Raw genomic sequence first — 24772 nt, 5'->3', positions numbered from 1 at the left:
CGCTTACTCTCCTTTGGCAGCGGTTCCGTCCGCGCTGACAGTCGCACGTGCGGCAGGCTTACCGCCCTGTTTGACCGGGGTCAGGTGACCCAAGGCCAACAGGGTCCGTGTGTATTCGTGGGTTTCAGGCAGGTCGACTTCCTCCCCGGTATGGAGCATCACCTCCTGATGCTCTTCGCCGTTGTGCAGCGTCACGCCGCTCGTCGGCCCGCTGTAGCGGAATTTCATGCATCCTCCTCGTAGGTCACCTCAGTCAGAGGTGTTTCAGTGTTGACGTCAGCGTCCTCAACCAGCATGGCTTCGGAAGCTACGTCCACGGCGTACTGCCACAAGCCTGCCGTCTCTCCCAAGAACTTCTCCGACACTGCCCAGACCTTGCGGCAGTCGGGTGGGCGGAACCCCACCAATGCAGCACGCACGAGGTCCACCACGTCGACGGCGCCGCCCTTACCGTTGAGCTGACGCAAGATCACGGTGACCGACAGCTTCACGGTGCGCGGCTGTGCGATGTAGGTGACGTCAACCGTCTTATCGAACTGGCTCCCCAGGTAACTGACTAGGAGCGCGCCCTTGGGATGGTTCAGTCGATACTCCGAAGGCTTGTCGGGGAAGTACTCCGCAGCCAGGTGTGGCAGCTTCACGGCTAGGCGCTTCACGACCGCGTCGATGATCTGCAGCGTCGTGGCCATCAGTAGCGATCCAAGATGTCAGCGCTGAAGCGGCGGGGCTTCGCCCGCACCTTCATTTCGCCAGGCTCCGGCGCTGCCTCGCCAGTGGGAGTGCCAATCGTGAGTTTCGCGTCCCGGATTGCCTCAAGCATCTGCAGCGCGGACTTGTAAGTGCGCGTGACGGCATCCGGCAGTTCCGCGCCTTCAGGCCGGCGTGCATACAGCCAATGACGTGCCAAATTGACGGTCATGTCTTTCACAACAGACGGGACCGGGTCGAGGGGCAGGTTGTAGCGCCCGCGAAGATGGGCATCGACCAACTCTTCCGCCTGCCTGACGGCTTCCTCGACCACCGCCTGGTTCATGGCGGTGGCCGACTCGTCGTCGTTGGATAGCCAGATCAGCGTCTGCGCCGGGATGGCCAGTTGCAGGTCGGCGAGCGAGCAGTAACGCATGACCACCTCAGAATGTGGTCGGCCGGGCCACGGCGCGGGTCAGCGCCATGAAGCCTTGCTGCAGGTGGTCCTGGCCAATCGTCAGCCAGCGGTCGGTTTCGTAGGCTTCGTCGCTGACCGCCACCAACGTCTGGTCGCCGACCTGGACCGGCTCGCCGTCGATCTTGAAGGCTGGCAGCCGGCCGCGCAGCGTCTCGACGAGCGCGCCGACCTCGACGGCCTTGGTTTTCACCTCGTTCATCAGCGAGATCTCGTCTTCCGTCAGATCCCGATAGCCGGCAATGCGCTTGTGCTGGTTCTCCATGCTCAGATGCTCCGCACGATACGAATGAGGTCGCCAACGGCGGCAGCACTGTCCCAGGCGTAGCCGTTGGAAGCACCGGCAGCCTTCGTCACTGCACGGCCGCTGGCGTCCGACTCGACCTCCGCGCCGGCGGCGATCGCGCCGCCTGCCTCAACGAGGATTGCGCCGAGGATGTTGGCGGGCGCCACACCGCCTGCCTCGGTGTCAGCCTCGACGACACCCAGCGCTTTGGCACCAGCCGCGCAGACGGTGCCGTCGAAGGCGACGAAACGGCGACGGATCAAATCCGTCGCGGCGATGACCGAAGTGGTCAGTACAACCTGCTGCGTTTTCATTGCTTACCTCCGGTCGACGAACTGTCCTTCTTGGCCGCCTCGGTCGCAGCCTTGTCGGCGGCGGCCTTTTCATCGGCGGCTTTCTTTGCTGCAGCCTTCTCGGCCTCGGCATTCTCTGCAGCAGCTTTCTCAGCTGCTGCCTTTTCTGCCTCGGCCTTCTCAGCAGCGGCCTTTTCGGCAGCAGCTCTCTTCGCTACATCGCCCTGGTTCACAACCGGCTCGAGATAGCGGCGAAGCTTGTCTGCTGCCGTATCGTCGAGCGCGACTTCGCCGCCTTCGGGGACGCGTTGGCCGTCGTGATGCAGATCGATGCCATGCACGCGATAGGTTCGAGTGTTCATGGGCGGCCTCATGCGTTCGTGTCTGCGATCAGATAGCCGGCATCGGCGCCAACCACCACGGGCTTGTAGACGTCGGTGTGGCGCACGAAGCGCACCTTGCCGCCTTCGGCGTCGTACTTATCCGTCTCCGGCATGCCCTTCTTGCGCAGGGTGTAGCCGAAAGACGGCTCTTCGTAGTCGGCGGCGCGGTCGGCGCTCGGCTTGGCCACGTAGGCGAGGATCATGTTGTCGCCCCATACGTCGCCCGTCGCGCCGTCGCCGGCGAGTGCCTCGCCGATCGAGATGTCGTTGATGCCGAAAAGCATGCGCAGATGCTCGAGCGTGACGAGCTTGCGCTCGTTGCTGCCCAGCGCAGCCTGCAGCTTCGTGTGGAACTTGAGCGATTGATAGACCGAGGCACCCATCACAATCGTGTTGGGGCGAATACCGATGCGGCTGCGCACGACTTCCTTGGCAGTTTCCACGACGGCTACCGGATCCCCGCCGTTATTGCTCCACTGGCTGGAGCCCGACAACGCAAGCTTGCCGCCCGGCAGGTAAGTATTGGCGCTCTGAGCCAGCGCGGCGCACGCCCACTCGCGGCGAAGATCGATCGCGTCTTTGACGCGCTTGGCGGCACGCGCTTCGGCGTCAAACATCGACTCCTGCTGCTCGCGGTAATCGACCGGATATGCCAGGTCGTGTTCGCGCAACACTACGTCGAGCGAATCGACGTCGTCCGGCGTCATCACGTTGGACTTGGCGCGGATCGCGCGCTCGGTTTCCCACAGGCGGAATGCTTCCTTGCCGAACAGCGGCACGATTGCGCCTTCCTTGTCCGACGGAGCGATCGGGAACAGCGCTTCGCCGATGTACTGTGCGTTGCGATAGCCGCGTGCGATATTGGTCAGGACCGGGTCGACTACCCGGAGCTGACGGAGACGGTCAACCATGTTGGCTCCTTAATTGGTGATGAGCTGGCGTGCGGCCTGCTCGTAGGGAATTCCCTTCTCGGCCGCCAATTCAGTGGCGCGCACGTGCAGGGTGAGGCGCTCGGGATCGGTCGACTTTTCGGCAAACTCGGCCACGTCGGCGCGGCCGCCGGTGCCCGACTTGTCCTTGGTGGCGGATTCACCAAACTCGACGACCTTGGGCAAATCGGCGAGGAACGTCTTGAAGGCATTTGCCAGCGGCTGCTTGGCATCGCCTTCGCCGAACTCCAGCGCCGTCTCGCTCTCAGCAAAGTCGAGGAACGCGACAACGGCGGCTTTGTGCTTCGGGGCAAGCGTGCCGCCCGTGACGAGTTGCTCGGCATAGGCCAAGTGGTCGTCGTGGCGCTTCGCGGACAGGCTTGCTTTCTCGCGAGCGGCAGCGGCCTCCAGTTGTTTTTTGAGCTGGGCGTTTTCGGCCTCCAGTCGGGCCTTTTCCTCGGGCGTCACAGCATGCTTCTCCTGTTGAGGTAGATGGGGCGGGGAAATCGTGGACTCGGCGAACGCCGGATCGGTGTCCAGGCTGTCCTGGCGTGCAGACTCTCGCATCGCCTCGATCTGCCAGTCGGGCGCGACCTGGTCAGCGGCTTCTTGACCGAACTTCGCCAGGAGCCATTCGCGCATCCGGCGCCACAGTGAGGCGTTGGTGTCCATGCCCCAGTCGCCGAACTCGATCACGCCGGTCTCCGCGTCTGCGAACTCAGCGGGCTTGAGACCCTTTACTGCCGGCGGCTGGGCGCCGAGAAAGGCGACATGGCGCAAGTAATAGACGCCAGGCACCGGATTGTTCGGAGCGTCGGGAACGTAGAAGCTGGCGCTGATCTTCTTGTAGCGCCCAGCGTCGACGATCTCGGCAAATGCGGCATCGACCTGGTGGGGCTCAGCCATCAGCCCGTCAGCGCCGACCGACACCGATCGCACCCAGCCGTAGGCCGGAGCGTCGTGCTTCGGGTGGCCGATGACGATGGGTGCCTCGTGTTTGGCAGGGTCGTATGCACGAGCGCTCGCCTCGAGGTCGGACTCGGAGAAGTCGAGCGTCACACCACTCATCGTGGTCTGGCGGCCGGACTTGAAGATGTGGAGGTGTCGGGTAGCAGTCATGCCGCCATATTCGGCGACAGCGCGAAGGCGGTCTTTTAATCGCCTTTACAATTCCGAGGCGCTGGGCGGGCAGCGTGGGAAAGATCGGCCGGCGTTGTGCGCACCAAGCCTTTATAAAACCTTCAGACGGGGCGCTCGCGACGCTTGGCTATCGTTGCGTGCCCCCGTTGTCCGAAAAGCCGTCCTAGCGGTTAAACACCGGCCGCCGCTTTCAGGTGCCGGAGGATGGTTCCGAGAACCGCGTCGGTGGCTTCAGGCTGCAGCGCGCCGTCGCTTGTCACAGGCAGAAATGGTCGAGCAGGAATATCGGAACCGGGGTGGTTGACGGACGCCAGGACGCGGCCGCCGAAGGCCAGTGCCTTCTTGGCACGCGGACGGATCACATGTGGCGAGGTCTTGCCGCCGAGTTGGTGGATCCGCGCGTAGACGACGTTGCTGCCGATCACCACGGTATTGGCATTGTGGTCGGTGGTAACGGATGCCGCCAGCCGACCGCTCTTCTGAAGCGTAACGCCGGCCTCCGACTTTGCCCTCCCACTCGGCGTCCAACGCGGACGGCCTTCGGCCTCAAAGTTCTCTTCGACGACGCTCTCAAGCGTCGCAGCGATCTTCCGCATCGCCGGCGTCATGTCCGATGCCGCTGATGCCAGGTGCTTAAGTCCGGCCTGGAGTCGGGAGTCGTCGATGTCGATTCGAACAAACTCGCTCATACAGCCCCCGCCAGTTCCTTCTCTGCCAAGGTGGCCAGATCGCCGACATAGCGTTTGATGTCAGGAACCCACGCGGCTGCGCCGGGGTTGTAGCTCCAACCGACGTCCGGTGAAATCACAATCTTGCGCTTGCCGGTCGGGTCGTCGGGATGGGCCGTGGTGTAGGTCGTGACCTCGCGCATTTCGCCGGTCTTTTCGGAGAGCAAGCGCATGGCAGTGCCCAACTTGCCTTCGGACGAATCGATAGTGATTCCGCGAACCTCGATGTCGTCGGCCGACAACGCAACGACACGGCAGCGGCATCCCCACCCATTGGGCGGATAGAAGGACGACCAGAACGGGTCGTCATACCGGAAGACTTTGCCGTTCAAGGCCCGATGGCTGGGCCGAGTTCGGCTGTCGAGGATTGCGACGTACTTCCAGTAGGGCCTATCGTCGACGTTCTCGAGCTGGCGTTGGAAGCGCCCAGCCATGTAGGCCGTTTGCACGTTCGCGCGAAAAATCGTCTGCAGCCGCCACGGACTGCCTAGCTGAACCTGACTGACCTCACCCGTTTCTGCGTCGACGTGTTCCTTGCGCCCCCACCAGCCTTTGGCCTGCAATACTGGCGTGAGCTCCTGAGCAAACCACGCCGCAGTCTTGCCTTCAGTCAGCACTTTCTGCAATGCGTCGCGGATGTCCTGCAGGATGTCCAGGCGCGTTACTTTCGCCACGGTAAAAGCCTGCGCCTGGGCTTCCTGCCATAGCTCCTGCCAGTCCCAAGTGATCGCATAGCCCTTGCGCTGAAAGTACGCGATTGCGTCCTGGGGCGGCAAACTCATGGCATGGGCGAGATTGATCTCAGGCATGCAGGATTCCCCAGAGCTTGGCCGTGAAGATGACCCGCGCGAGGCGTTGTTGCAGGCCGGCGGCGTCCATCGCCGGATACAGCTCGGCGAGCAAGCCCAGCAGCTCGTCGGGCTGCGCACCTTTCGCAACCCGCTTTAAGAGCGGTGCAAGCATCGTTTGGGCGTTGGCGTTCATAGCATCGGCTGAGAGCGAATCCAGCGCCCGGTCGATGGCGTCCTGGTCGGGCGCATCGTCGGATTCGGCGAACTCAGCCGATCGCGTTCCGGGCGGAGATGATTCGGCTAGATCGCCATCCTGAAGATCGTAGGCGCGTTTGAAGTACGCCGAGGTGAGCTTCGCTCCGGCCTTGACTAACTTTTCGTCGCGCTCGGCCAACATTTGGTCGACCTCTTCCTGCTCCCACAAGGAAAACACGGGGCGCGCGCCATCGTTGAAGTTCAACTCACACACCCAGCGAATCAGGGTATTCACGGCTTCTTCGACAATAGCCTTGTCACCGTCTCGGATGTCGCGCGTCACCTCCAACCCGGCCTGGGCCGAGGCGCGATTCGAGCTCGCTTCGGTGGTTTGGTTCTGTCCCAGCAGCGCAATCGATACTTCGGAGCGACAGAAGTGCAGGAGGCGCTCGTAGACGTCGGCGTTATTGGCACCGTTGGCCGCTTCCTTGATCTCCACGCTGGAATCGTCGGGGATCACCGCAACAGCGTCCTGCACCATGTCCTCGAGGCGATCGAGCAGTTGATTGGTCTCGCCGTCAGATGCGCTGCGCGGATGCTTGCCGATCACCCAGGGGGCGCCGTACTTCTCGGTGAACTGCACCCAGAACTTCAGGCCGCCTTTCTTGAAGGTGGTCGGCCAGAAGCACATGGACAAATCCGCAAACCCATAGGGGTTGTCGTAGCTGGCGTCCTGACGAGGCACGAGAAACTTACGCGGCGGCAGTTCCTCGCCCTTGATCTGGCTTTGCTTCGTGCGCAAGCGCAACTGATTGCCTTCGTCGTACACAAACCAATCTGCAGGTTTGCCAACAACGTCGACGGGCACCAGGTAGCTTCCGACCTTGCCCCACATCACCTCCATCGGTTGATACCCGTAAAGGACGGCATCCAACATCTCGGTCAAGATGCGAGACAGATCGAGATCCGCGAAGATCGCCTCGATCGACTTGGCCACACGACTTTTTGCCTTTTCTCGGTCCAGCCCCCACTCAAGCGCTTTCACTGCAGCCTTGCGCCGACGAATGCATCCGCCAACGTGCGCATCGGCGCGCAGTTCCCGATAGACCTTCAAGTCCTTTCCGAGCATCTTGAGCACGGGATCCGGGTTCGGCAGGTACATGCCGAGGGCGTGGAAATCGATGCTGCGCCCACGTGTCGCGATCTGGTCAGACAGCGACGTGCTCGGCTCGGCGAACTGCACAAACTCGGTGGGGCTGACCCACATGCCTTTGGCTCTCATCAATACCCCTGTGTGATCTTGGTGCCGGCGCGACGTCGCCGCGATTTCACCGCCACCGGCCCGTTGTTGATCTCGCGACTGGCGAAATAGGCGAGCGCTACCGCCACGGCAGCGTCGCCGTGACGCTTGCCCTTGTCCTCGCCAGTCGTGCGAGTGTCTGGAATGCGTGGAACCCCCTTGACGACCTGCACGGCCCGCAAGTCCGCCAGCACGTCGGTGTCGCGCGGCAGACCGTCGAGCGTGCCGTCTTCCAAGGCCGCCTTGACCGGGGGCATATGCTCGCGATACCAGCCCTCCGACAGCATCACCTGCTGGATCCGGCTTGCGCCGTAGCGCTGCATGGCGACCTCGGCCAGGTACTGCCCGTTACCGCGCGCGTCGAACGCGCCGCCAGTGAAACGAGGCAAACGGTCAAGCAAGTAGAAGGCGATTTGCTCCTGTTGGCGAAACGGCACGTTGCGTAGCTCGACGATGAACGGCACGCGTCGCACCAGGTTCTGCGCTTGAACCAACGGCACATGAACAGTCAGATCACCGGTTCGCCCGAAGTCCTCGCCGTTGAAGGAAATGGCTTCGGGCGGTAGCGTTCCCAGCAGCGGAGCCATCTGCGCTTCCAACCAATCGCGGCACTCGGCCGCACGGATGTGGTCGGGCAGTACTTCGAACCCTGATGCGCACTCCCAACGCAGCACCGGCGTATCTCCAGACATGCGCGATTCGATCAACGCGCGAGACAACCAGGCGCCACCCGAGTTGGCTGGTACGCAGTCCAGTTCTTCCTGAGCGCCATCGCCATAGAACGCATAGACGTCGGCCATCCAGGCCGCCTCGTCCGATGTAGCCCATTCTTTGCCCAGGCGCAGGCATACGCGTCGGTAAAGTCCATCCGACACCGCGTCCTTGAAGGTGATGCGGTGCACCTTGCCCTTGCGCTTTCCGGATCGGATGTCCTCGACGAGCTCGTTGAACGGGTTATCGGTGCCGTTGTGGGTGGAAATGACGCGAACGCGGCCGCCCCAGATCAGCATGGCCAAGGCTGCTTTGAGCAGCTCGTCCAACTGGTCATGGAATGCGGCTTCGTCGATCACGATCGTGCCCTGGCGGCCGCGCAGGTTGGACGGCCGGCTGGTGAGCGCCACGATACGGAAGCCAGAAGCCGGGAAGCGGATCGTGAACGTCTTGATGTTCTTGTCAGCGTCATCGTCTTCCCAGAAACCCTCTTCGATCTCCGACGCTGCATGATGGAACGCTCGTGCCCACATCGCGCATGCCTGGATGTACTCGATGGTCATGTCCTGGTTGTACGCGATGTAATACACATTCTGGCCACCGGCTGATCGATTGGCCGCCGCAGTAAGGACGTTGTCGGCAGCCTCGCCCCACGTGAGGCCCGTGCGGCGGCTCTTCTCGATGACTTTCAGAGGCGATTTGTCCGCCACCCAGCGTTGCTGATATGCCATCAGCACCGGCGGCGCGTCGGCGCTCGCAGTATTGGGAAGGCGGGCAGGAATGGGATTCATCCGGCGATCCCCAGAATTTCGCGGCGCAACGCGTCAACCGATTCCGCTGACAGGCCACCTTTCTTCGCAATCTTCTCAACATTCGCGGCGGCAGCCTCGGCCCGCGCCTGGATCTCCAGGCGGAACTTCTTCTGATTCACCGAAGCCCGTGCGAGCGTGGCGATATTCTTCGCTGCGCTGGACAACAGGCCGATCCGCTCAGCCGGATCTATGTCTTCGTCTCCGGCCTCCTGCAGATTGACGATGCTCTCGAACAACTCCGTTTGCACCAGTGCGATGACGGCCTCGGAACGGGCGTCCTGATCATCGGCCGCGCCCTCGGTGAGAAATCGCGCTGCCTCCGTACTGGCCTTGATTGCCGCGAAGCGCCGTTCGATCTTCTGGCCATGGCGATGAATCGCCGACTTGCTGATCTGGTAACCCTTCGTCCGCAAGATCTCTTCCAGCGCCTGATAGCCACTGAAATTGCTTTCCGCGAGGGCGCGCTCCAGCCAACGTCGCACGTCATCCGGCAGGCCGTCAATGCTTGAGCGGCGCGCCATTATTCGCTCCAGTACTTTTCCGGCCGTGCGATACCAGGCGCACAGTCAATGGTGTACTCAGCGATGTCGACGCCGTAACGGGTCAGGTCGGCGAACCACGCGCCCGAAGGCGACTTGTTCAAATCGACGAGGCGACGATCGGCCAGATAGTCGAGCTCGCGCCGGACTTCGAGCGCCGTCGTATCGGGGTAGATAGCTCTCATGACCTCAAGCAGAAACTGCTCGTTGCTAGTGTGCGGACGGGCCTTGTCCAACGTACTGATGAGGTTCCAGCGCATCGATTCACGTCGGACTTTCGTGTGGTCAACCATGGTTTGCTCCCTTCATTTGAACGACCTCGAGCTTGTTATAGAGCGCGTCCAGCTTGGCCTCGATTACCGTTTGTCCACGGACATAGTCTTCACGTCGAACGTACTGCAGCGGTAGATCCGCCTGGAATCGCATGAAGTCGCGCTCGAGGCGCGACACGGTTTCGGCCTCCTTGCTGAGTTGGAAGAGCAGCGTCTTGATCTGTTCTTCCTGCTTCAGGTCACGCTCGGCCTGCCGGCGCTCAATCTGCGAGAGCAGCATCTTGCCCGCGCCAAACATGAAGCCCAGGAACGCCCCGAGCAGCGAAAGCATCTGCCAAAACTCCACCTGTACGGTCATTCGCAGGTTCCCCCGTATTGTTGAAAAATCATCGGCGCGTTGTGGCCCAGTCGACCAGGTCAATGAATCGCCCCGCGCAGGCGCCATAAAGGTCGTACATCGCTTTCAGTGCGAGGGCCACGTCATCGGCAGCATCACTTGCCGGAGCTGGCGGCGGCGGGCACGCCGTCGAGTACTCCGCCGGAAGCGGCTGCGGCGGCACGATCACGGGCGGCGTGGATGAGGTACATGCTGTCAGCGTCAAAACGGCAACCAGCACGGCTACCGGCAGTCTTGGAGAGCACATCGCGTAGCTCCTTAGTGGATTTCTGGTCCTGGGCGTTACGCAACGCGAGTGCATTGCGCATGTCACGGCTGGCCGCCTGGCTGTCCTGGATCAGGTGCTGGCTTGCGTCGATCAGGCTCGACAGGTTCTGCATGGTCTTTTCGGCTGCCTGGGCTTGCTGTGCATTCGCTTCGACGTGGCGGCCGAAGAAGAAGCCACCCACAGCCGCGCACAACATCAAACACAGGGCGATCAAAGCTACTCGTTCGCGCGTCATGTGCAGCTCCCACGGCCCCAGCCAGCCCGGACGTACACCGGCTCGAGCAGTCGCAGAATCCGACGCGGGTACGCACGGTTCTCGCGCCAATTAGCTTCGGATCGTCCCGCGTTGACGGTCTCGACGGCGCCAAACCATTGACCGGCGTCCTTGCCAGCGCGCCGCGCGGCAGCTTCGTCGCGGATGACCCATCCGAGGCCGCCGTTATAGGCGGAAAGCGTCTTGGCCATACGCTCGCATGGCGCTGCGGCGCCCACACGCTGCCACAGGTGGTGGTCATAGGTCACCAGTGCGCGCAGGCTCCAGCCTGGATTGAACGGCTGTCCGTCGGCGAGCGCGGGATAGACTTGAGCGATCCACGCCGCCGTCGCCGGCATGAATTGCGCCATGCCCTGGGCACCGACGTGAGACACGGCGTTGGGGCGCCAGCCGCTCTCCTGGTGCAACTGCGCAGCAAATGTCGCGACAGGCGCATCGATGCCCCAGATTGCGCGCGCGGCGCGGGTCAGATCGGCGCGATATTGCATTGCCGTCGCGGGAACCTGAGCGGCGGCCGGATGACCGAAGAACCCACCCCAATAGAGAAGGCCGGCGAACGCTCCCCATCGAAGGGATGCGAACCAGAAATTGACGCGTGCACGCAGGGATTCTCGGTGTTTGGCTACGCAAACCCTGAGTGAGAACAGCGCCACGGCAATCCAGACGATCTGCGGCGTGCCCATGTCAAAGCCCCAGCGCGACGCCAATCACGACACCTGCGACGATGGTGGCGCGGCGCAGCATGGCTGCAGCAAATACGAGCCGGTAGCCGTCTACGACGGGATAGTCCGCCTCGTTCCAAGGCTCGTCAGTACCGTGGCGCCAGTCCAACTGCAGATAAGCATCGGGACGAGCGTACGGAAAAAGGCCGCGATCGAGCCAGTACGCAACCACGGCCGCCAAACTGATGAGGCTCAGCTTGTACAGTGCGACCGGCAACTGCTGGGGAGAGACGAGCGCAATCGCGATGATGAGAAGCACCGCAGCGGCCAACCAGCCGAGCATGCGGGGAAACCGTTTTGTGAAAGGCATATGCCCCTCCTGAAATGAATATGCCGCCATGATCGGCGGCATTTCAGGAGGGGTCTTTTAATCAGGTTTAGAGAGCGCCGTAGGCTTTGGATCGCAATACGCGCGCCTTGTCCGAGGGCGCTACTCCGATTCGCTGTCCGGTGCCGCCTTGATGCGGAAGTCGAGTTGCGCTTTTTTCTTGTTTGGTTGGACCGTATACGCCAGACCGGCGTCTGCGAAGTAGACGCCTTCCGCCAGTTCGCCGTCCAGTCTACGCTGAATGAACGTGCGTAGCTCTTCCACACTGAGTTCCGGATCAGCCGACAGGGCGGCCGCTACAATCGCCTCGTTACACATGGCATCCGAGCGACACGATACCGCGATGGAGCTCATCATGTTACCGTCGTCCACACCGACACCTGTCACCGTGATACCAGGAGCGATGCTCGCGCTAAGATTCCCCGACCTAGCGGGCCAGCGTGGCATTCTGGGTTTCAGCCGCAGCACTTGGGCCGCGCGGTTGAAGCCCTCAGAAAATTCCGTGGGCGTCATGCCGATATACACGGACTCGGTGTCAGCAGAGGCCACGGAAGATGCCAGCAGCAGCCCTATCGCCACGAGGGAAGCCCCGAAGGTCCATTCTTGTTTTGGTCTCATAAATTATCGCTGTGGTGACTGAACTTGAATGTATGCGTGAAACGGCACGGCCCGTCGATCTAATCGGGCGCCGACCATTGTGGCCCGCTCTTCGGCTTACGCACAATCGTTGAGGACTTACGTTGTGACGCCGACTTCGCTGCTTCCGTCGATGCGAGTGGCTGCCACTCGGGACGGCGTCCATTTCCCATCGAGACGCACTGAATGTCTGGCGCTTGAGGGTTGTCGATGATGCTGCCAAGGGAGTAAGGCTTGCCGCCGAACGAGCAGCCATTTAGTGCGGACCTTGCAGCAATTGCTTGCTGCCGAAACGCATATGTCCCGTACCCACCTGCGGCTGCAACAGTTAGAGCGAGCAGCGCCCAAATCCGAAGGCGACGCGCACTATGTCTCACATTAGCCAAGTCGCTAACCGCTGCCTTGTTCCGCTCATTTATCAGTGAGACTTCGTCAGCGGCCTCCATCAGGCGGGAATACTTGCTCTCAGACGCCTCCAAATCGCGCGCCTGGCTTTTGAATCGCTTTTCGAGGCTGGTGTACGCCTGATGGTATTGGACGAGCTTAGTCTTTAAATCGTCTCTCTCCGCGATGGCAGAGGAAAGTTGGTCCGCCAAAAGCCTAAGTTTGGTGGTCAGGTCTGGATCGTTTCCCGCCGAGGCAGCCTGACGTTTGAGTTGAGCGTTCGATAGCAGAAGCTGGAGGATGGCCTCGGTGGGCTTGAGCTGCTCAATGCTCATCTCCTCAATATTGTCGTTCCCCAGAATTCGGTGAATCGATGTCCAAGTTTGCTTCCCCGACTCACCGTACTCGTCCTCGAGTTGTTTGACGTAGTTGTTTAAGGAGCGACGTTCATCCTTTGTTAGCGGTCGCCCCTTCGCGTGGTGGTGATTGACGATGTCACGCCCCGCAACTTCCCCGACCTGGCCATGAAATTCTTGTGTCATTACTTACCTTTCCGCCCCTTGCCGTTATTCACGATGTCTCGGCCAGCGATGTCCCCCGTCGGAGCTTGGTGAAATACCTGCATTGAGCCCTCATACCTGGCCCCCTGCTGTGGGTCAGATATCGTCGCAGGCTTGCCGCACAGTTTCACGACGGCCTTAGCCAGCTGCTGTGCATCCAATTTGTTGTCCAAGGACAGCAGTTCGACCGCATCGAGCACGGCCTGATGGACTGCCGCCTCTCCAATCCCACCGCCGCGACGCTCCCCGGTCACGATGTACTGAATGTCTGCGCCTGCCGACGCAAACGCACCAAGTTGCTGAGCCGTGGGAAACGTGTTGCCGGCCTCCCATTCTGCATAGGCGCGTCTCGAAACGCTCGCCAAGCTCGCGAACCCTTCCTGGTTTAACCCCAAGCGTTTCCGCTCCTCCTTTAGTCGATTGCCAATCATGAAGAAAACACCCCAAAAAATGACTTGACTTGTGAAGTTATCTTCACAATAATTCACTCACACCGTCCAACCACGAACGGCAACTTAATCGGCACTCTGCAAAGTGCCGGCCGCCCCTCGCAAGGAGCCTGCCATGAAACTACGTACTGCTGATGAAGCCCGTTCCGAGCTTCAATCCAAAGGCATCTCGATCACCCAATGGGCCATCGCCAACCGCTTTTCCCCGAATCTGGTTTTCGAGGTGTTGGGCGGCCGCAAAAAGTGCGTCCGAGGTCAAGCCCACGAGATCGCTATCAAGCTCGGCCTCAAGGCCGGTGAAATCTGCAGCGACCCTGCGAAGGCGCTCGCGCCCCTGCATCGCCGTGCCGCGTGAGACCGGCCATGTACGACCGTTTCGGCTTTCCGTTTAACGCTCCGTTGATAGGCGAGCCGCGCGTGCCTCATCCAGTTGCTCGCAAAGCCATGCCAGAGTCGGCCGTGCTTCCGTGTTCACTGTGTGATTCTGCGGCCAGCGTCGCTCCCGCAGAGACGCTTGGAGACTCGATGCGTCAAAGCCATCCTGCGTCTCTAGAGCCGCGACAAGAGTGAGCCAAGCATGGGCAAGTGCGTTGACCTGACCTTCAAGTTGTTTAATGCGGCGGCTCTCGTCCATGAGTGCATTCCTGTTCGGATTATCCGCTGTCAATCCTACATCCTGCAAATTGGTTTCGACAGTTGCAAATGCTGCCTTTGTTTGGAAGTTGTGCTTTTGAGGGGACTCCAATGAGCCGACGCAATTGGAAACACATCCAGCCGACGTCGCTGCGCCAGGCATTGGAACTGTGCAAAGACCACGCGAAGGAGCGCCACAACCTCTCCGTGGAGCGCATCGCTGAGCGCATGGGCCTTGCCGATCATTGGGCGCTTTACAAGTGGTTTCAGAACGGCCGCATGCCGTTGAACCTTGTCCGGCCGTTCGAAAGCGCCTGCGGCATCGACTTCGTCACCCGGTGGCAGACGGCCAGCGCGGGAAAGCTGCTCATCGATATGCCGTCAGGGCGGAATGCCGACGCTGCCGACATCCAAACGCTCCAGGAGACGCTCAACACTGCGGTCGGGCACCTCCTGCAGTTCTACAGCGGGAAGTCCGAGGCGGCCGACACCCTGGTTGTCATTCAGAAGGCGATGGAGGGTCTCGCCTGGCATCGAGGGAACGTCGAGAAGCACGCCCAACCCGAACTGGACCTGTGCGGAGAGTGACGATGAAAGACACGCCGAAAACCGCACAGTCCGCAGGCAAGGTGCTCGAGGTTCTGAACGTGCTCCTGGGCCACTTTGCTCATGGGCTTACGCCTACCGAGTTGTCGAAGGCGACCGGCCTAGAACCCAGCGCGATCACGCGATACGTGGCAACGCTCGAGGAAAAGGGTTTTGCCGAACGTATTCCAGAGACGGGACGCATTCGCCCGTCATCGCGTCTCGCCCAGCATGCGGTGGGCATCCTCCGCTCGCTTGATTCTGCTCGGCAGCGAATCGACGAGATTACCAACCGTCTGACCACTCAACTCTAAGGAGAACTCAATGGCCCGAAAGCCGCTACAGACCGAGAACACCGCAGTGGTGGTGACCGACGCTGACACCCCGGCGCTGCCCGCGATGCGTGAGGCCGCCAACCAGCTCGCCGTCATGCATGAAGAGCGTCAAGCCACTGTGCGCGCCGTTGCGACCCAACTCGGCTACCAATTGCCCGCCGACTGCACCGATCCCGATCTGATTCAACGGGATATCGCGGCCAATATGCGGCGCAGCGTGGAAGCTTGTCTCGAAGTCGGACGCGGGCTACGGGTGCTGAAAGAGGCGTGCGAGCACGGTCAATTTATGTCGCGCCTGGAGGCACTTGGCATCGACAAGTTTGTGGCAAGCCGCTTTATGCAGTCCGCAGCCAAGTTCTCAAAGTTGCCGTCAAACGCAACTTTGAAAGCCGTAGGCAACCAGACCAAGCTGTTTGAGATGCTTGTGCTGGACGACGAGCAGATCGAAGAGTTGGAGCTTACCGGCCAGACCGGCGAATTGAAGCTCGACGACATCGCCACCATGAGCGTCAAGGAACTGCGCGCAGCCTTGCGGGAAACCCGCGAGAACGCTGAGGCGCAGTCCCGTCTGCTTGCCGACAAGAACGCCAAGATCGACGAACTGGCCGCCAAGATCAACACCAAGAAGCCCCGCGTACAGGCGCCTCCGCCCGACGTGGAAGGCCAGGAAATTCGCAAGGAGGCCAGCCAGTTCGCCTTCGAAGCCGAGTCGGTCGTTCGCGGCAAGCTGCGCGCCGCCTTCCAATCGCTCGCTGAACATGCCGAGAAGCACGGCATGGCTCATGACGACTTCATGGCCGGCCTGCTGTGCCAGGTCGAGGTGTCGGTCAAGCAGTTGCGCGGCGAGTTCGGCGTCAAGGACGCCCCGGACGGAGATGAAATTCCGGACTGGCTGCGCACTGGCGAAACCACCGAGGAATAACACATGAACGCCGTCCTGACCGAACGATTAGTGGCCGTGGCTCACGCTGCTCGCAAGGCCGGGCATGGCGGCAAAGGGGCGATCTACGATGCCGCGTGCTGCGAGCTGCGGATGTCGCGCGCCACGCTGCTCAAGAAGCTCAAGGAGGTATCAGTCATGTCGCAGCGCAAGCGCCGCTCGGACGCCGGACAAAGTGCGTTGACGAGAGACGAGGCCATGATGATCTCTGCCGTGCTGATGGAGTCGACGCGAAAGAATGGCAAGCGGCTCTACTCGGTCGCCGATGCTGTCGAAACGCTGCGGGCCAATCAGATGATTCGTGCCGAATACCTCGACGACACGACTGGCGAACTGCGTTCTCTGTCAGAAAGCACCATCCATCGGGCGTTGCGCATGTATGGAGTGCATCCTGACCAGCTACTCGCACCCGCACCGGTTACTGAGCTAGCCAGCTTGCATCCGAATCACGTCTGGCAGATCGACGCTAGTCTGTGCGTGCTGTACTACCTGAAGCCTTCGGCCGATGCGCGCGCCAACGGCCTGCGCGTCATGGACCATGCTGAGTTTTATAAGAACAAGCCCAAGAACATCGCCCGCATTGCTGCTGACCGGGTGTGGAGCTACGAGATCACGGATCACACCAGCGATTGGCTCTACACGGAGTATGTGATGGGGGCCGAATCAGGGGAGAACCTTTGTTCGGTGTTGATCAACTCTATGCAGGAGCGTGTAGGGGCTGACTTGCTCCACGGTGTGCCACGCATCTTGATGCTGGACGCTGGCTCAGCCAACACAGCATCCATGACACGCAACCTTTGCCGCTCGCTGGGCATCGAGATGATCGTCCACAAGGTCGGCAACGCGCGGGCCACCGGCCAGGTGGAGAACGCTCGGAACATCATCGAGCGCAAGTTCGAACCAGGTCTCAAGTTCCAGCCCGTCAACAGTCTGGAAGAACTGAACACCTTGGCCAGGAAGTGGCGCATGCACTTCAATGCGACGGCTGTTCATCGGCGCCACGGGCAGACCCGCAGCCAGGCATGGATGGCAATCCGCGCCGATCAACTGATCAAGGCACCCTCGGTAGACGTGTGCCGCGAGCTGGCCGTGGCCACGCCGGAAAGCCGCAAGGTGACACCGAAGCTGCGCGTGCCGTTCCAAGGGCGCGAGTACGACGTTTCTACTGTGCCGGGCGTGATGGTCGGCGAGAAAGTAATGGTCACGCGCAATCCCTGGCGCGACGACGCTGCGCAGGTGGTGCTCGTAGGCGAGGACGGTCACGAGGTCTTCCACGTGGTCAACGAGGTTAGGAAGACGGAGTTCGGCTTCAGTGCTGATTCGGCTGTCATCGGCGAGAGCTACAAGCGCCACGCCGAGACGCAGGCGCAGAGCGCGCTCAAGAGCATTGAGCAGTTGGTCACGGGCACAGAGAGCCAGGCAGCTGCGGAGGCGGCGCGAAAGGCCAAGTCCCTGCCATTCGGCGGCCAGTTCGACCCGTACAAGCATATCGACGACGCCACGCTGCCGACCTACCTGCCGCGCCGAGGGACTGCTCATGACCTGGTCGCGCCGACGATCGAATTGCCACCGCTTTCGCATGTTGACGCCGCCAAACAGATCAAGGCGAGGGTCGAATCCGCAGGTGGGAAGTGGACTGCCGAACGCTTCCAATGGCTGCAACAACGCTATCCGGCAGGTGTTCCTCAAGACCAGCTCGACACGATCGTTGCCGAGCTTTCCGGCCCCAAAGCGGGCCATCAGAAACCGCTGCAACTGCTGCGTGAAGCGGCTGGAGGTGAATGATGCTGAAGCTGAAGAACGTGCTGGCCCAGGCCACTTGCAAACAGGCCGATCTGGCGAAAGCCCTGAATGTCTCTCAAGCCACGGTCGCGCAAATCGTCAATCACGGCGAATGGCCCAAGAGCCTCGACGAACTTGATCTCAAGGAGCGCATCCTCGACTTTCTTGAAGGGAAAGGTGTTGCGCGGAACGTGCTCGAGAGTGCCTTTGAAGAGGTCGACGCGACCGACGTGCGCGAACGAGTTCACGCGTTTCTCGCCGACATCGGTGTCGATCCGTCTGATCTGCCCAAGGTTCTTGAAGCACAGGTGAGCGAGCCGCGCGCCAACGCGGCCCGCTCGGTCACCAAGTCGAAATCCGCTATCGAGTCCAACCCGGAGGAATCTATGTTACTGCGCAAACAAACCCTTTATCCAGCGGCACGCAAGCACTTCAGCCTGTTTCGCGACCCGTTTCAGGATGATATCCAGGCGGCAGAGGACATGTATGTCAGCCCCGACATTCGCTATGTACGCGAGGCAATGTTCCAGACAGCCAAGCACGGCGGGCTGCTCGCCGTCGTGGCGGAAAGCGGTGCCGGCAAGACCACGCTGATGCGCGACCTTGAGGATCGCATCGTTCGTGAGAATCAGCCCATTCTGCTGATCAAGCCGTATGTGCTCGCGATGGAGGACAACGACCAAAAAGGGAAAACCCTCAAGTCAACCCACATTGCGGAGGCATTGATGGCGGCCGTTGCCCCTTTGGAGAAGCCCAAGTCGAGCCCGGAAGCACGCTTTGCGCAATTGCATAAGGCACTGCGCGAGAGTCACACCGCAGGGTACCGGCATTGCCTGGTGATTGACGAAGCGCACGCGCTGCCGATCCCGACAATCAAGCACCTGAAGCGCTTCTTCGAACTGGAGATGGGCTTTAAGAAGCTGCTCTCGATCATCCTGATTGGCCAACCCGAACTGAAGGCCAAGCTTTCGGAGCGAAACCAAGACGTGCGGGAAGTGGTCCAGCGGTGCGAAATGATCGAGCTGGCGCCACTCGACGGCGCTCGCCTGGAGGAGTACCTCAAGTTCAAGTTTGACCGTCTGGGCAAGCAAATCGGCGAAGTGATTGACCCCAGCGGCGTTGATGCGCTGCGCGCCAAGCTGACGATCACAAGCACGCGCAGGGACCGCCCCGAGACGGTGTCTCTGCTGTACCCGCTCGCCATTGGCAATCTTTTGACGGCCTGCATGAACCTCGCCGCAGAGATCGGCTCGCCCACGGTGACTGCCGACGTCGTAAAGGGGGTGTGAGATGGGGGCCTCGTTGACCGTAGTTTCGCCGCCGGTATCGCAAGCCCAAGAGTGCGTCTGCCGAGTGTTCAACGCCGGGCTGACGGATCGCTTAGGAGCCGCGAATTGCGCGGCGCGCGCTTTGCGCGGCATGGGCTACCGAGTCGTCGGGCAGATTCTCTACCCGGAGCGTGGCAACCGTCCCGAGCTTCGCATTGCTCGCGACCGGCAAACGTCGATCGGCCCGTTGCTGGACCGCGCCGGCGAGCGCCTGTGGCGCAAAGAAGGCTGCGTGACACGCGGTTATGCCGTGTTCCAGGGCGTGACCGTCACGTGGGAGGACGCATGAGCGAATCGGCCGTCACGATGTGCCCTCCGTTGGCAAATCCCGACGCAATTGAGAGCGTCCCTGAGCTTCGGGCCGAACTGCATCGGACGAACGGCAGCGTGCTGCAATTGGCCGGCGAGCTGCACGAACTGCGGCATGTTCTGCATGGGGTCTCGCAAAGCCTCGCTCGCGTCGTCTTCCTGCACATGCACGGGCACCACGAAGCTGTGGCGAAGGAGCTCGATGCGATCGTCACCAATCACGTCAAAGTGATGCACAGGCCGCAGGGAGGGATGCATTGATGCGCACTCGCTGCCCGAGCTGCGGCACGACGCTTTCGCTCGATGCCCTGGTAGCACACGACGCTGCGCGTGAGGCGCTCGCGTCCGCATTCAAGCTGTCGGGCCAGATCGGCTCGGCGCTGGTGCGATATGTGGCCCTGTTCCGCCCGGAATCGCGGGAGCTGACGATGGACCGCGTTGCGCGCCTGATTGGTGATCTGCTGCCGGACCTGCAAGCGCAGCGCATCACCCGCAACGGTCAGGCATACGACGCACCGCTGGAAGCATGGGTGTGGGCGGTAGAACAGGCGCTCGCCGCTCGTGATGCGGGTCGCCTGACGCTGCCTCTGAAAAGCCACGGCTGGCTTTACGAGGTCATCAGCAACTGGCGGCCGCAGGCCGGTGCTGTGCTCGCTGCTGGTGAGCCTCGTGTCACCCCGTCGAAGGGGCAGTCGAAGACCCTGTCGGCCATCGCCGCCCTGGAGGAGCGTGCCCGTGGTTGAGAAGTGGGTCGAGCGGGAAGTTTCACGCGGCCTGCAAGGGTTGGTTGCCCTTCGACTGCCTGGCGGTCCCGCAGAGGACAGCGTGACTCTCACGCTGGATATCTGGCTCGCCGCGATCGAGGACTTGGCGTCGTCTTGGAGTGAGGATGCCGATGAGCAGCGGATACGACGGGCATTCCGCACTCTGTACCGCATCTGCGATCGCTGGCCGCCGCCGAAGTTGTTCCTGGACAACCTCGGCAACCGGGATCCGCCGCGGGCGCTTCCTGCGCCGGACCTGACCAAGGAGGAGCGGCAGCGGAATAGCGCAAGGATCCGAGAAGCCGTGGCTCTGTTGGCACGAAGTAAATCAGCCGAGCAAAACGAGCTGCAGCGGCAACAAAACATTGCCAAGGTTCGCGTGTTTCACGAACGCCTGGCCAGCAGTAACTCAACGCAATCAGAGAGCAAGGAGCACTAGATGAGCGAAACGATTCCGGCCGGGTATTGGCGCGACGGGGAAGGACGGCTGATCCCCGAGAACATGGTCAAGCCGATCGACAAGGCACGAGACGCATTGGTCCGCGAGCTGGTTGAGCGCGCCAAGTCCGCGTCGACAGTGCTGGCTGATTTCAAGGCGAAAGCGTTCGGCGACATCGGAGCGTTCGTCGAGATGTCGGGCGAGCAGTACGGCGTGAAGCTCGGTGGTGTGAAAGGAAACGTCACGCTGCTGTCGTTCGATGGCCGGTTCAAGATCGTCCGGCAGATCCAGGAGCACCTGGTGTTCGACGAACGCCTGCACGCGTCAAAGCAGTTGATTGACGGGTGCATTCAGACGTGGACTGAAGGCAGTCGAGACGAGATCAAAGCGCTCATCAATGACGCCTTCCAGGTGAACAAGGAAGGAAAGATCAATACAGGCCGTGTTCTCGGATTGAAGCGTTTGAATATCAACGACGAGAAATGGCAGCGCGCGATGCAGGCGATCGCCGATAGCGTGCAGGTAGCCGGTAGCAAGCCCTATGTGCGCATTTACGAACGTGTTGGCGACACCGACCAGTATCAGCCGATCGGCCTCGACGTCGCGGCGGTGTGACATGAGCAAAGCCACCGGAACCGTGACTGTGAAACGCAGCCGCAACGGCACGACGATTCGAGCCACTGGCACCGCCGCTAATGCGCTCTTCGAGGCAATGGTGCAGCAAGTCGCGGGCGCGACAACGTCCCTCGGGGCGGCGGATCGTAAGCCGTCGCCGTCGAAAGCATTTACCACCAACCAGCAGTCAAAACGAAAGGAAAAGCAATGAACAAGCAAGAACTCATCAAGCATCTGGCAGCCGACGCTGATGTCAGCAACAAGCAGGCTGAAGCTGTGCTCAACTCGCTCAGCGCGGTTGTTCTTGAGCGTGTTCGGGCAGGTGAGCAGCTCGTGATTACTGATTTGGGCAAATTCGGTGTTGTGGAGCGTGCGGCGAAGGTCGGTCGCAATCCGAAGACCGGCGAATCGATCCAGATCGCCGCGAAGCGGGCACCGAAATTTACGCCGGCCAAGGCACTCAAGGATGCGGCCGCCAGGTAAGCCTTTGCCTCAAGCTGCTCGCTCGCGGGCAGCTTCGGGAAACGGTTTGACGGAGACCATGATGACGAGCGATCACAGCAAGATTCTGGACAAAATCAAGAAGTGCCTGGCGCTCTCGGCCAGCTGCAACGAGCATGAAGCCGAGGCGGCCCTTCGACAGGCCCGCAAGCTGATGGAGGTGCATGGCCTGACCGAAACACACCTGCATGCGGCTGCGGCCGAAGAGCGGCGGGCGAAATCTGGCGCAAAAACTCACCCATCCCGATGGGAAACGCTGCTGGCGCAGCACGTCGGCGACGCCTTTACCTGCGCAGTGATCTTCTCGTCGAGTGGATGGGGCGCGTCTGGGCAGTGGTGTTTCATCGGTTGCGGCGTAGCCCCGGAAGTGGCCGGCTATGCGTTCTCGGTGCTGTGCCGACAAGCCAAACGGGCACGTGCGCAGCATATTCAGCAGCGCCTTGGACGCTGCAAAAGCGCCACGAAGACGCGCCGGGCCGACCTTTTCAGCGAAGGCTGGGTACGCGCCGTGGCCGGGACCATCGCGGCTTTCTCCTGCAGCGACCGGGAAAGCGAGGCCATTGAAGCGTATATGACGGTTCACTACCCATCCGTCAAGGAACTGAAGACACGCGACCGCAATGGCGGCCGGACGCTGCGAGATCACGAGTACGGTGACTACGCGGCCGGCCGCGCGTCGGGACGCGACGCCAAGCTGCACCGGGGCATCGGTGCGACGGCCCAGCCGTTGGCTCTGGAGTCTGCCCGATGAGCCAGCCTGCCGATCGCCAGCGCCTCATCCGCCTGGTTCATGTCGCCAAGCGTGACCTTTCGATGGATGACGACACCTATCGCGAGATTCTGCGACGCGTTGGAAAGCGCGCGTCCAGCGCGGAGTTGAGCGTTCCAGACTTGGAGCGCGTGTTGGAACATATGAAGCGCTGCGGCTTTAAGGTGCGTTCCAAAGCGAAGCCGTCTCGCGCGTTGGCGCAAGATCGGCAGAGCAAGAAGATCCGGGCGCTTTGGCTGTTTCTTCACCAGTTACAGGCGGTAAAGAATCCTTCTGAGGAAGCCTTGGCTGCCTACGTTAAGCGCATAGCAGGCGTGGATGCCCTGCAGTGGATCGATGGCGAACAGGCGGAGCGCTTGATCGAGACCATGAAACGCTGGGCGATGCGGTTCCTGCCGCAAGCCGTCAGAGACATGGTGCCGCAGGTGGGGCAGATATCTGACGTGGAGAAGGCGCAGTTGAACGCAGCGCTGAGCCGAGCGTTTGCGTCGGGCACGTTCGACCCGATGCATGCCGCCTGGGATCGTTTGAACGACATTTTGACGCGAGGGAGATAGATATGGTCGAGGGTGCCTTCCACGATAGCCGCCTGAAGGGCGATTTCAAGAGCAAGGGGCCGGAGCTACTGATCGATCTGGCCGATCAGTGCGTGCTGGTTCTCCAGGAGAGCGCGGGCCTTGATGCCGACAAGGCAACTCAGGTCGGTAGGGAGATTGCAGATCGTATGGCCGCACATTGGGGCGGGCAGAACATTTACTTCCCGATGGGCCTGTCGTACAAGCTCTCACAGCGCGACCGCCAGATCTACGACGACTTCAATGGTGCGAACCACAGCGAGCTCGCCCGCAAGTATGGGGTCTCCCTGCAGTGGATCTACAAGATCGTTAAAACGGTCCGTCAGGAGGAGATGGCTCGGCGCCAAGGGGACATGTTCGCTGAGTAAGAGACGGGCCAATCGTGGCCCGTTCGTATTTTCACCCGCTGCAAGTCATTTTTAGTGGGGCCGTCCGGGTTCTTCCCATATCATCCCGGTTAGTCCCATTTATCTTTCGTCCCCCGGTCAAATATCTCAACGTCTCTCACGACGCTTCGTCTGCCCGTCGGGTGCCGGCGCGGTGACCTACGTTGTAAGCGTTTCAAGAACGATACGTTTTCAGCAGATGTCCTTCCGATGTCTCGTAAGTTGAGTTATTAATTCTTTTTTAATCAATGGGTTGAGTTGTCTGGCACGGAATTCGCGTATGTGAATCGTGTATGGCGAAGCGCCAACCCGGAATTCCCGCAAGCCGTTGGCAAGGTGTTCCTGTGCATCAACGCACGGGCCGGCCGACTATTGCCCGCGATTTTTGCTGATGCGCTCACGCCGTAACGCAGAACCTTCTGGCGGGGTTCTGCGTGTTCCGAGGTGAGAGTGAGCGTGCACGGGGAGGGGACCATGAACGGGTTCAAGGCGACTTTGGTGGGGGCTGCGGCGGTAGCCATGCTGTGTGGTATTTCGATCAATGCGTCGTATGCCGCTGGCGGTGGCGGCGGGCGCGGTGGAGGTGGCGGCATCGGTTTCGGCGGTGCAGGCGGATTCGGCGGACTCGGTGCATTCGGTGGCCCCAGCGGCCCCGGCGGGACAGGCGTTGGCGCGGGCGCCGGGATCGGTGGCGCAGGCGGTTGCGGCTGCGGCAGTCACGGGGGAGGTCCCGGTGGTGGTGGTGGTGGTGGTGGTGGTGGTGGTGGTGGTGGTGGCCCCGGCGGTGGCGGCGGCCCTGGTGGTGGTGGCGGTCCCGGCGGTGGCGGCGGCCCCGGTGGTGGTGGTGGCCCCGGTGGTGGTGGTCCCGGTGGTGGTGGCGGCCCCGGCGGTGGCGGCGGCCCCGGTGGTGGTGGCGGTCCCGGCGGTGGTGGTGGCCCCGGCGGCGGCAGTGGTCCCGGTGGCGGCGTCGGCGCCAGCAGCGGTGGTGGCGGTGGCGTTGGTGCTTCCGGACCCGGCGGTCGCGGCATTGGTGGCTCAGCCGGTGGCAATGGGCTTGCAGCCTTCGGTGGCCCCAGCGGTTTCGGTGGCGGAGGGGGGTGTTCAATGAATGGACAGAACGGCGAGGAGCCATGCCCCTGAGCCAAGGGTGGGCAGCCTGCACGTGCTCGGCACCGCATGTGCAGGGGCTGTTCCGCAATTCAACGGTATAGCGAGTCTCACAGGTTAATCGTCGGTTCCTGATACGACCGGC

At 61.5% G+C, this 24772-nt stretch carries 39 protein-coding genes; 17 read left to right on the top strand and 22 right to left on the bottom strand.

What is annotated here, in order from left to right; all coding sequences use genetic code 11:
• Positions 1 to 3: 3 nt before the first annotated feature.
• The 22 genes from PCO31110_RS09940 to PCO31110_RS09840 all read right to left on the bottom strand — a co-directional run bounded on the left by PCO31110_RS09940 (position 4) and on the right by PCO31110_RS09840 (position 13598).
• Positions 4 to 228: a hypothetical protein gene (locus PCO31110_RS09940; protein ID WP_150690302.1), complete on the bottom strand. Its 225-nt coding sequence runs from the start codon at positions 226 to 228 to the stop codon at positions 4 to 6.
• Complete coding sequence (locus PCO31110_RS09935) at positions 225 to 689, bottom strand: Gp37 family protein (protein WP_150690301.1); 465 nt, start codon at positions 687 to 689, stop codon at positions 225 to 227. Before PCO31110_RS09935 ends, PCO31110_RS09940 begins: the two co-directional genes overlap by 4 nt.
• Complete coding sequence (locus PCO31110_RS09930; RefSeq protein WP_150690300.1) at positions 689 to 1123, bottom strand: gp436 family protein; 435 nt, start codon at positions 1121 to 1123, stop codon at positions 689 to 691. The genes PCO31110_RS09935 and PCO31110_RS09930 overlap by 1 nt, the downstream gene beginning before the upstream one ends.
• 7 nt (positions 1124 to 1130) lie before the next feature.
• The gene (locus PCO31110_RS09925; protein WP_150690299.1) at positions 1131 to 1427 is read right to left on the bottom strand and encodes an Acb2/Tad1 domain-containing protein; all 297 of its coding nucleotides are present in this window, start codon (positions 1425 to 1427) and stop codon (positions 1131 to 1133) included.
• A 2-nt stretch (positions 1428 to 1429) separates the two neighbouring features.
• Positions 1430 to 1762: a capsid cement protein gene (locus PCO31110_RS09920; protein WP_150690298.1), complete on the bottom strand. Its 333-nt coding sequence runs from the start codon at positions 1760 to 1762 to the stop codon at positions 1430 to 1432.
• The gene (locus PCO31110_RS25885) at positions 1759 to 2103 is read right to left on the bottom strand and encodes a hypothetical protein (RefSeq protein WP_217427274.1); all 345 of its coding nucleotides are present in this window, start codon (positions 2101 to 2103) and stop codon (positions 1759 to 1761) included. Before PCO31110_RS25885 ends, PCO31110_RS09920 begins: the two co-directional genes overlap by 4 nt.
• An 8-nt stretch (positions 2104 to 2111) precedes the next feature.
• Complete coding sequence (locus tag PCO31110_RS09910) at positions 2112 to 3035, bottom strand: major capsid protein (protein WP_150690297.1); 924 nt, start codon at positions 3033 to 3035, stop codon at positions 2112 to 2114.
• A gap of 9 nt (positions 3036 to 3044) precedes the next feature.
• Positions 3045 to 4172 carry a peptidase gene (locus PCO31110_RS09905; RefSeq protein ID WP_150690296.1) on the bottom strand — a complete coding sequence of 376 codons (1128 nt, stop codon included), beginning with the start codon at positions 4170 to 4172 and terminating at the stop codon, positions 3045 to 3047.
• Between the two features lie 191 nt (positions 4173 to 4363).
• Positions 4364 to 4882: a phage virion morphogenesis protein gene (locus PCO31110_RS09900; protein ID WP_150690295.1), complete on the bottom strand. Its 519-nt coding sequence runs from the start codon at positions 4880 to 4882 to the stop codon at positions 4364 to 4366.
• Complete coding sequence (locus tag PCO31110_RS09895) at positions 4879 to 5730, bottom strand: phage head morphogenesis protein (protein ID WP_150690294.1); 852 nt, start codon at positions 5728 to 5730, stop codon at positions 4879 to 4881. The genes PCO31110_RS09900 and PCO31110_RS09895 overlap by 4 nt, the downstream gene beginning before the upstream one ends.
• The gene (locus PCO31110_RS09890; protein ID WP_150690293.1) at positions 5723 to 7189 is read right to left on the bottom strand and encodes a DUF935 domain-containing protein; all 1467 of its coding nucleotides are present in this window, start codon (positions 7187 to 7189) and stop codon (positions 5723 to 5725) included. The genes PCO31110_RS09895 and PCO31110_RS09890 overlap by 8 nt, the downstream gene beginning before the upstream one ends.
• A complete protein-coding gene (locus tag PCO31110_RS09885; RefSeq protein ID WP_150690292.1) occupies positions 7189 to 8709 on the bottom strand; it encodes a hypothetical protein in 1521 nt (506 codons plus the stop codon). Before PCO31110_RS09885 ends, PCO31110_RS09890 begins: the two co-directional genes overlap by 1 nt.
• Positions 8706 to 9251, bottom strand: a complete 546-nt coding sequence (locus PCO31110_RS09880) for a DUF3486 family protein (RefSeq protein WP_150690291.1) — start codon at positions 9249 to 9251, stop codon at positions 8706 to 8708. The genes PCO31110_RS09885 and PCO31110_RS09880 overlap by 4 nt, the downstream gene beginning before the upstream one ends.
• Entirely contained in the window at positions 9251 to 9562 is a 312-nt protein-coding gene (locus PCO31110_RS09875; protein ID WP_150690290.1) for a hypothetical protein, read from the bottom strand. The genes PCO31110_RS09880 and PCO31110_RS09875 overlap by 1 nt, the downstream gene beginning before the upstream one ends.
• Positions 9555 to 9872 (bottom strand): hypothetical protein, encoded by a 318-nt coding sequence (locus PCO31110_RS09870; RefSeq protein WP_246189792.1) that lies wholly within the window; start codon positions 9870 to 9872, stop codon positions 9555 to 9557. Before PCO31110_RS09870 ends, PCO31110_RS09875 begins: the two co-directional genes overlap by 8 nt.
• Positions 9873 to 9927: 55 nt before the next feature.
• A complete protein-coding gene (locus tag PCO31110_RS26335; protein ID WP_442417703.1) occupies positions 9928 to 10101 on the bottom strand; it encodes a hypothetical protein in 174 nt (57 codons plus the stop codon).
• On the bottom strand, positions 10034 to 10441 hold the full coding sequence (locus PCO31110_RS25880; RefSeq protein WP_217427273.1) for a hypothetical protein: 408 nt from the start codon (positions 10439 to 10441) through the stop codon (positions 10034 to 10036). The genes PCO31110_RS26335 and PCO31110_RS25880 overlap by 68 nt, the downstream gene beginning before the upstream one ends.
• Entirely contained in the window at positions 10438 to 11187 is a 750-nt protein-coding gene (locus PCO31110_RS09860) for a transglycosylase SLT domain-containing protein (RefSeq protein ID WP_246189791.1), read from the bottom strand. The genes PCO31110_RS25880 and PCO31110_RS09860 overlap by 4 nt, the downstream gene beginning before the upstream one ends.
• Positions 11165 to 11512, bottom strand: a complete 348-nt coding sequence (locus PCO31110_RS09855) for a putative holin (protein WP_150690288.1) — start codon at positions 11510 to 11512, stop codon at positions 11165 to 11167. The genes PCO31110_RS09860 and PCO31110_RS09855 overlap by 23 nt, the downstream gene beginning before the upstream one ends.
• Before the next feature lie 120 nt (positions 11513 to 11632).
• On the bottom strand, positions 11633 to 12148 hold the full coding sequence (locus PCO31110_RS09850) for a hypothetical protein (RefSeq protein WP_150690287.1): 516 nt from the start codon (positions 12146 to 12148) through the stop codon (positions 11633 to 11635).
• 59 nt (positions 12149 to 12207) lie between these two features.
• Positions 12208 to 13092 carry a hypothetical protein gene (locus PCO31110_RS09845; protein ID WP_150690286.1) on the bottom strand — a complete coding sequence of 295 codons (885 nt, stop codon included), beginning with the start codon at positions 13090 to 13092 and terminating at the stop codon, positions 12208 to 12210.
• Positions 13092 to 13598: a helix-turn-helix transcriptional regulator gene (locus PCO31110_RS09840; protein ID WP_150690285.1), complete on the bottom strand. Its 507-nt coding sequence runs from the start codon at positions 13596 to 13598 to the stop codon at positions 13092 to 13094. Before PCO31110_RS09840 ends, PCO31110_RS09845 begins: the two co-directional genes overlap by 1 nt.
• 76 nt (positions 13599 to 13674) lie before the next feature.
• On the opposite strand from PCO31110_RS09840, the gene PCO31110_RS09835 reads away from it, so the two are divergent.
• The 17 genes from PCO31110_RS09835 (at position 13675) to PCO31110_RS25650 (ending at position 24628) form a co-directional block, all read left to right on the top strand.
• Entirely contained in the window at positions 13675 to 13914 is a 240-nt protein-coding gene (locus tag PCO31110_RS09835; RefSeq protein WP_150690284.1) for a DNA-binding protein, read from the top strand.
• Positions 13915 to 14303: 389 nt separating this feature from the next.
• Positions 14304 to 14780 (top strand): hypothetical protein, encoded by a 477-nt coding sequence (locus PCO31110_RS09830; protein ID WP_150690283.1) that lies wholly within the window; start codon positions 14304 to 14306, stop codon positions 14778 to 14780.
• A gap of 2 nt (positions 14781 to 14782) precedes the next feature.
• Positions 14783 to 15091, top strand: a complete 309-nt coding sequence (locus PCO31110_RS09825) for a helix-turn-helix domain-containing protein (RefSeq protein WP_150690282.1) — start codon at positions 14783 to 14785, stop codon at positions 15089 to 15091.
• Positions 15092 to 15101: 10 nt separating this feature from the next.
• Positions 15102 to 16034 (top strand): hypothetical protein, encoded by a 933-nt coding sequence (locus tag PCO31110_RS09820; protein ID WP_150690281.1) that lies wholly within the window; start codon positions 15102 to 15104, stop codon positions 16032 to 16034.
• Between the two features lie 3 nt (positions 16035 to 16037).
• A complete protein-coding gene (locus PCO31110_RS09815) occupies positions 16038 to 17837 on the top strand; it encodes a DDE-type integrase/transposase/recombinase (protein WP_150690280.1) in 1800 nt (599 codons plus the stop codon).
• Positions 17834 to 19123: an ExeA family protein gene (locus PCO31110_RS09810; protein WP_150690279.1), complete on the top strand. Its 1290-nt coding sequence runs from the start codon at positions 17834 to 17836 to the stop codon at positions 19121 to 19123. The genes PCO31110_RS09815 and PCO31110_RS09810 overlap by 4 nt, the downstream gene beginning before the upstream one ends.
• Before the next feature lie 130 nt (positions 19124 to 19253).
• Positions 19254 to 19451 (top strand): hypothetical protein, encoded by a 198-nt coding sequence (locus PCO31110_RS09805; protein WP_150690278.1) that lies wholly within the window; start codon positions 19254 to 19256, stop codon positions 19449 to 19451.
• On the top strand, positions 19448 to 19732 hold the full coding sequence (locus PCO31110_RS09800) for a hypothetical protein (protein WP_150690277.1): 285 nt from the start codon (positions 19448 to 19450) through the stop codon (positions 19730 to 19732). The genes PCO31110_RS09805 and PCO31110_RS09800 overlap by 4 nt, the downstream gene beginning before the upstream one ends.
• The gene (locus PCO31110_RS09795; RefSeq protein WP_150690276.1) at positions 19732 to 20214 is read left to right on the top strand and encodes an HI_1489 N-terminal domain-containing protein; all 483 of its coding nucleotides are present in this window, start codon (positions 19732 to 19734) and stop codon (positions 20212 to 20214) included. Before PCO31110_RS09800 ends, PCO31110_RS09795 begins: the two co-directional genes overlap by 1 nt.
• A complete protein-coding gene (locus PCO31110_RS09790) occupies positions 20207 to 20674 on the top strand; it encodes a hypothetical protein (protein WP_150690275.1) in 468 nt (155 codons plus the stop codon). Before PCO31110_RS09795 ends, PCO31110_RS09790 begins: the two co-directional genes overlap by 8 nt.
• Positions 20675 to 21289, top strand: coding sequence for a DUF3164 family protein (locus tag PCO31110_RS09785; protein ID WP_150690274.1), 615 nt, complete (start codon positions 20675 to 20677; stop codon positions 21287 to 21289).
• A 1-nt stretch (position 21290) separates the two neighbouring features.
• Positions 21291 to 21500, top strand: coding sequence for a hypothetical protein (locus tag PCO31110_RS09780; protein WP_150690273.1), 210 nt, complete (start codon positions 21291 to 21293; stop codon positions 21498 to 21500).
• Complete coding sequence (locus PCO31110_RS09775; protein WP_150690272.1) at positions 21497 to 21772, top strand: HU family DNA-binding protein; 276 nt, start codon at positions 21497 to 21499, stop codon at positions 21770 to 21772. Before PCO31110_RS09780 ends, PCO31110_RS09775 begins: the two co-directional genes overlap by 4 nt.
• A gap of 58 nt (positions 21773 to 21830) precedes the next feature.
• The gene (locus PCO31110_RS09770; RefSeq protein WP_174979449.1) at positions 21831 to 22541 is read left to right on the top strand and encodes a DUF2786 domain-containing protein; all 711 of its coding nucleotides are present in this window, start codon (positions 21831 to 21833) and stop codon (positions 22539 to 22541) included.
• On the top strand, positions 22538 to 23116 hold the full coding sequence (locus PCO31110_RS09765) for a gp16 family protein (RefSeq protein WP_150690270.1): 579 nt from the start codon (positions 22538 to 22540) through the stop codon (positions 23114 to 23116). Before PCO31110_RS09770 ends, PCO31110_RS09765 begins: the two co-directional genes overlap by 4 nt.
• Before the next feature lie 2 nt (positions 23117 to 23118).
• Entirely contained in the window at positions 23119 to 23502 is a 384-nt protein-coding gene (locus PCO31110_RS09760) for a Mor transcription activator family protein (protein WP_246189790.1), read from the top strand.
• A 559-nt stretch (positions 23503 to 24061) separates the two neighbouring features.
• Positions 24062 to 24628, top strand: coding sequence for a hypothetical protein (locus PCO31110_RS25650; protein WP_174979446.1), 567 nt, complete (start codon positions 24062 to 24064; stop codon positions 24626 to 24628).
• Positions 24629 to 24772 lie beyond the last annotated feature (144 nt).

The sequence above is a fragment of the Pandoraea communis genome (assembly GCF_902459745.1).
In the GTDB taxonomy this organism is placed as follows: domain Bacteria; phylum Pseudomonadota; class Gammaproteobacteria; order Burkholderiales; family Burkholderiaceae; genus Pandoraea; species Pandoraea communis.
The sequence above is the reverse complement of the archived record's forward strand: the minus strand, read 5'-3'. Positions and strand labels throughout refer to the sequence as shown.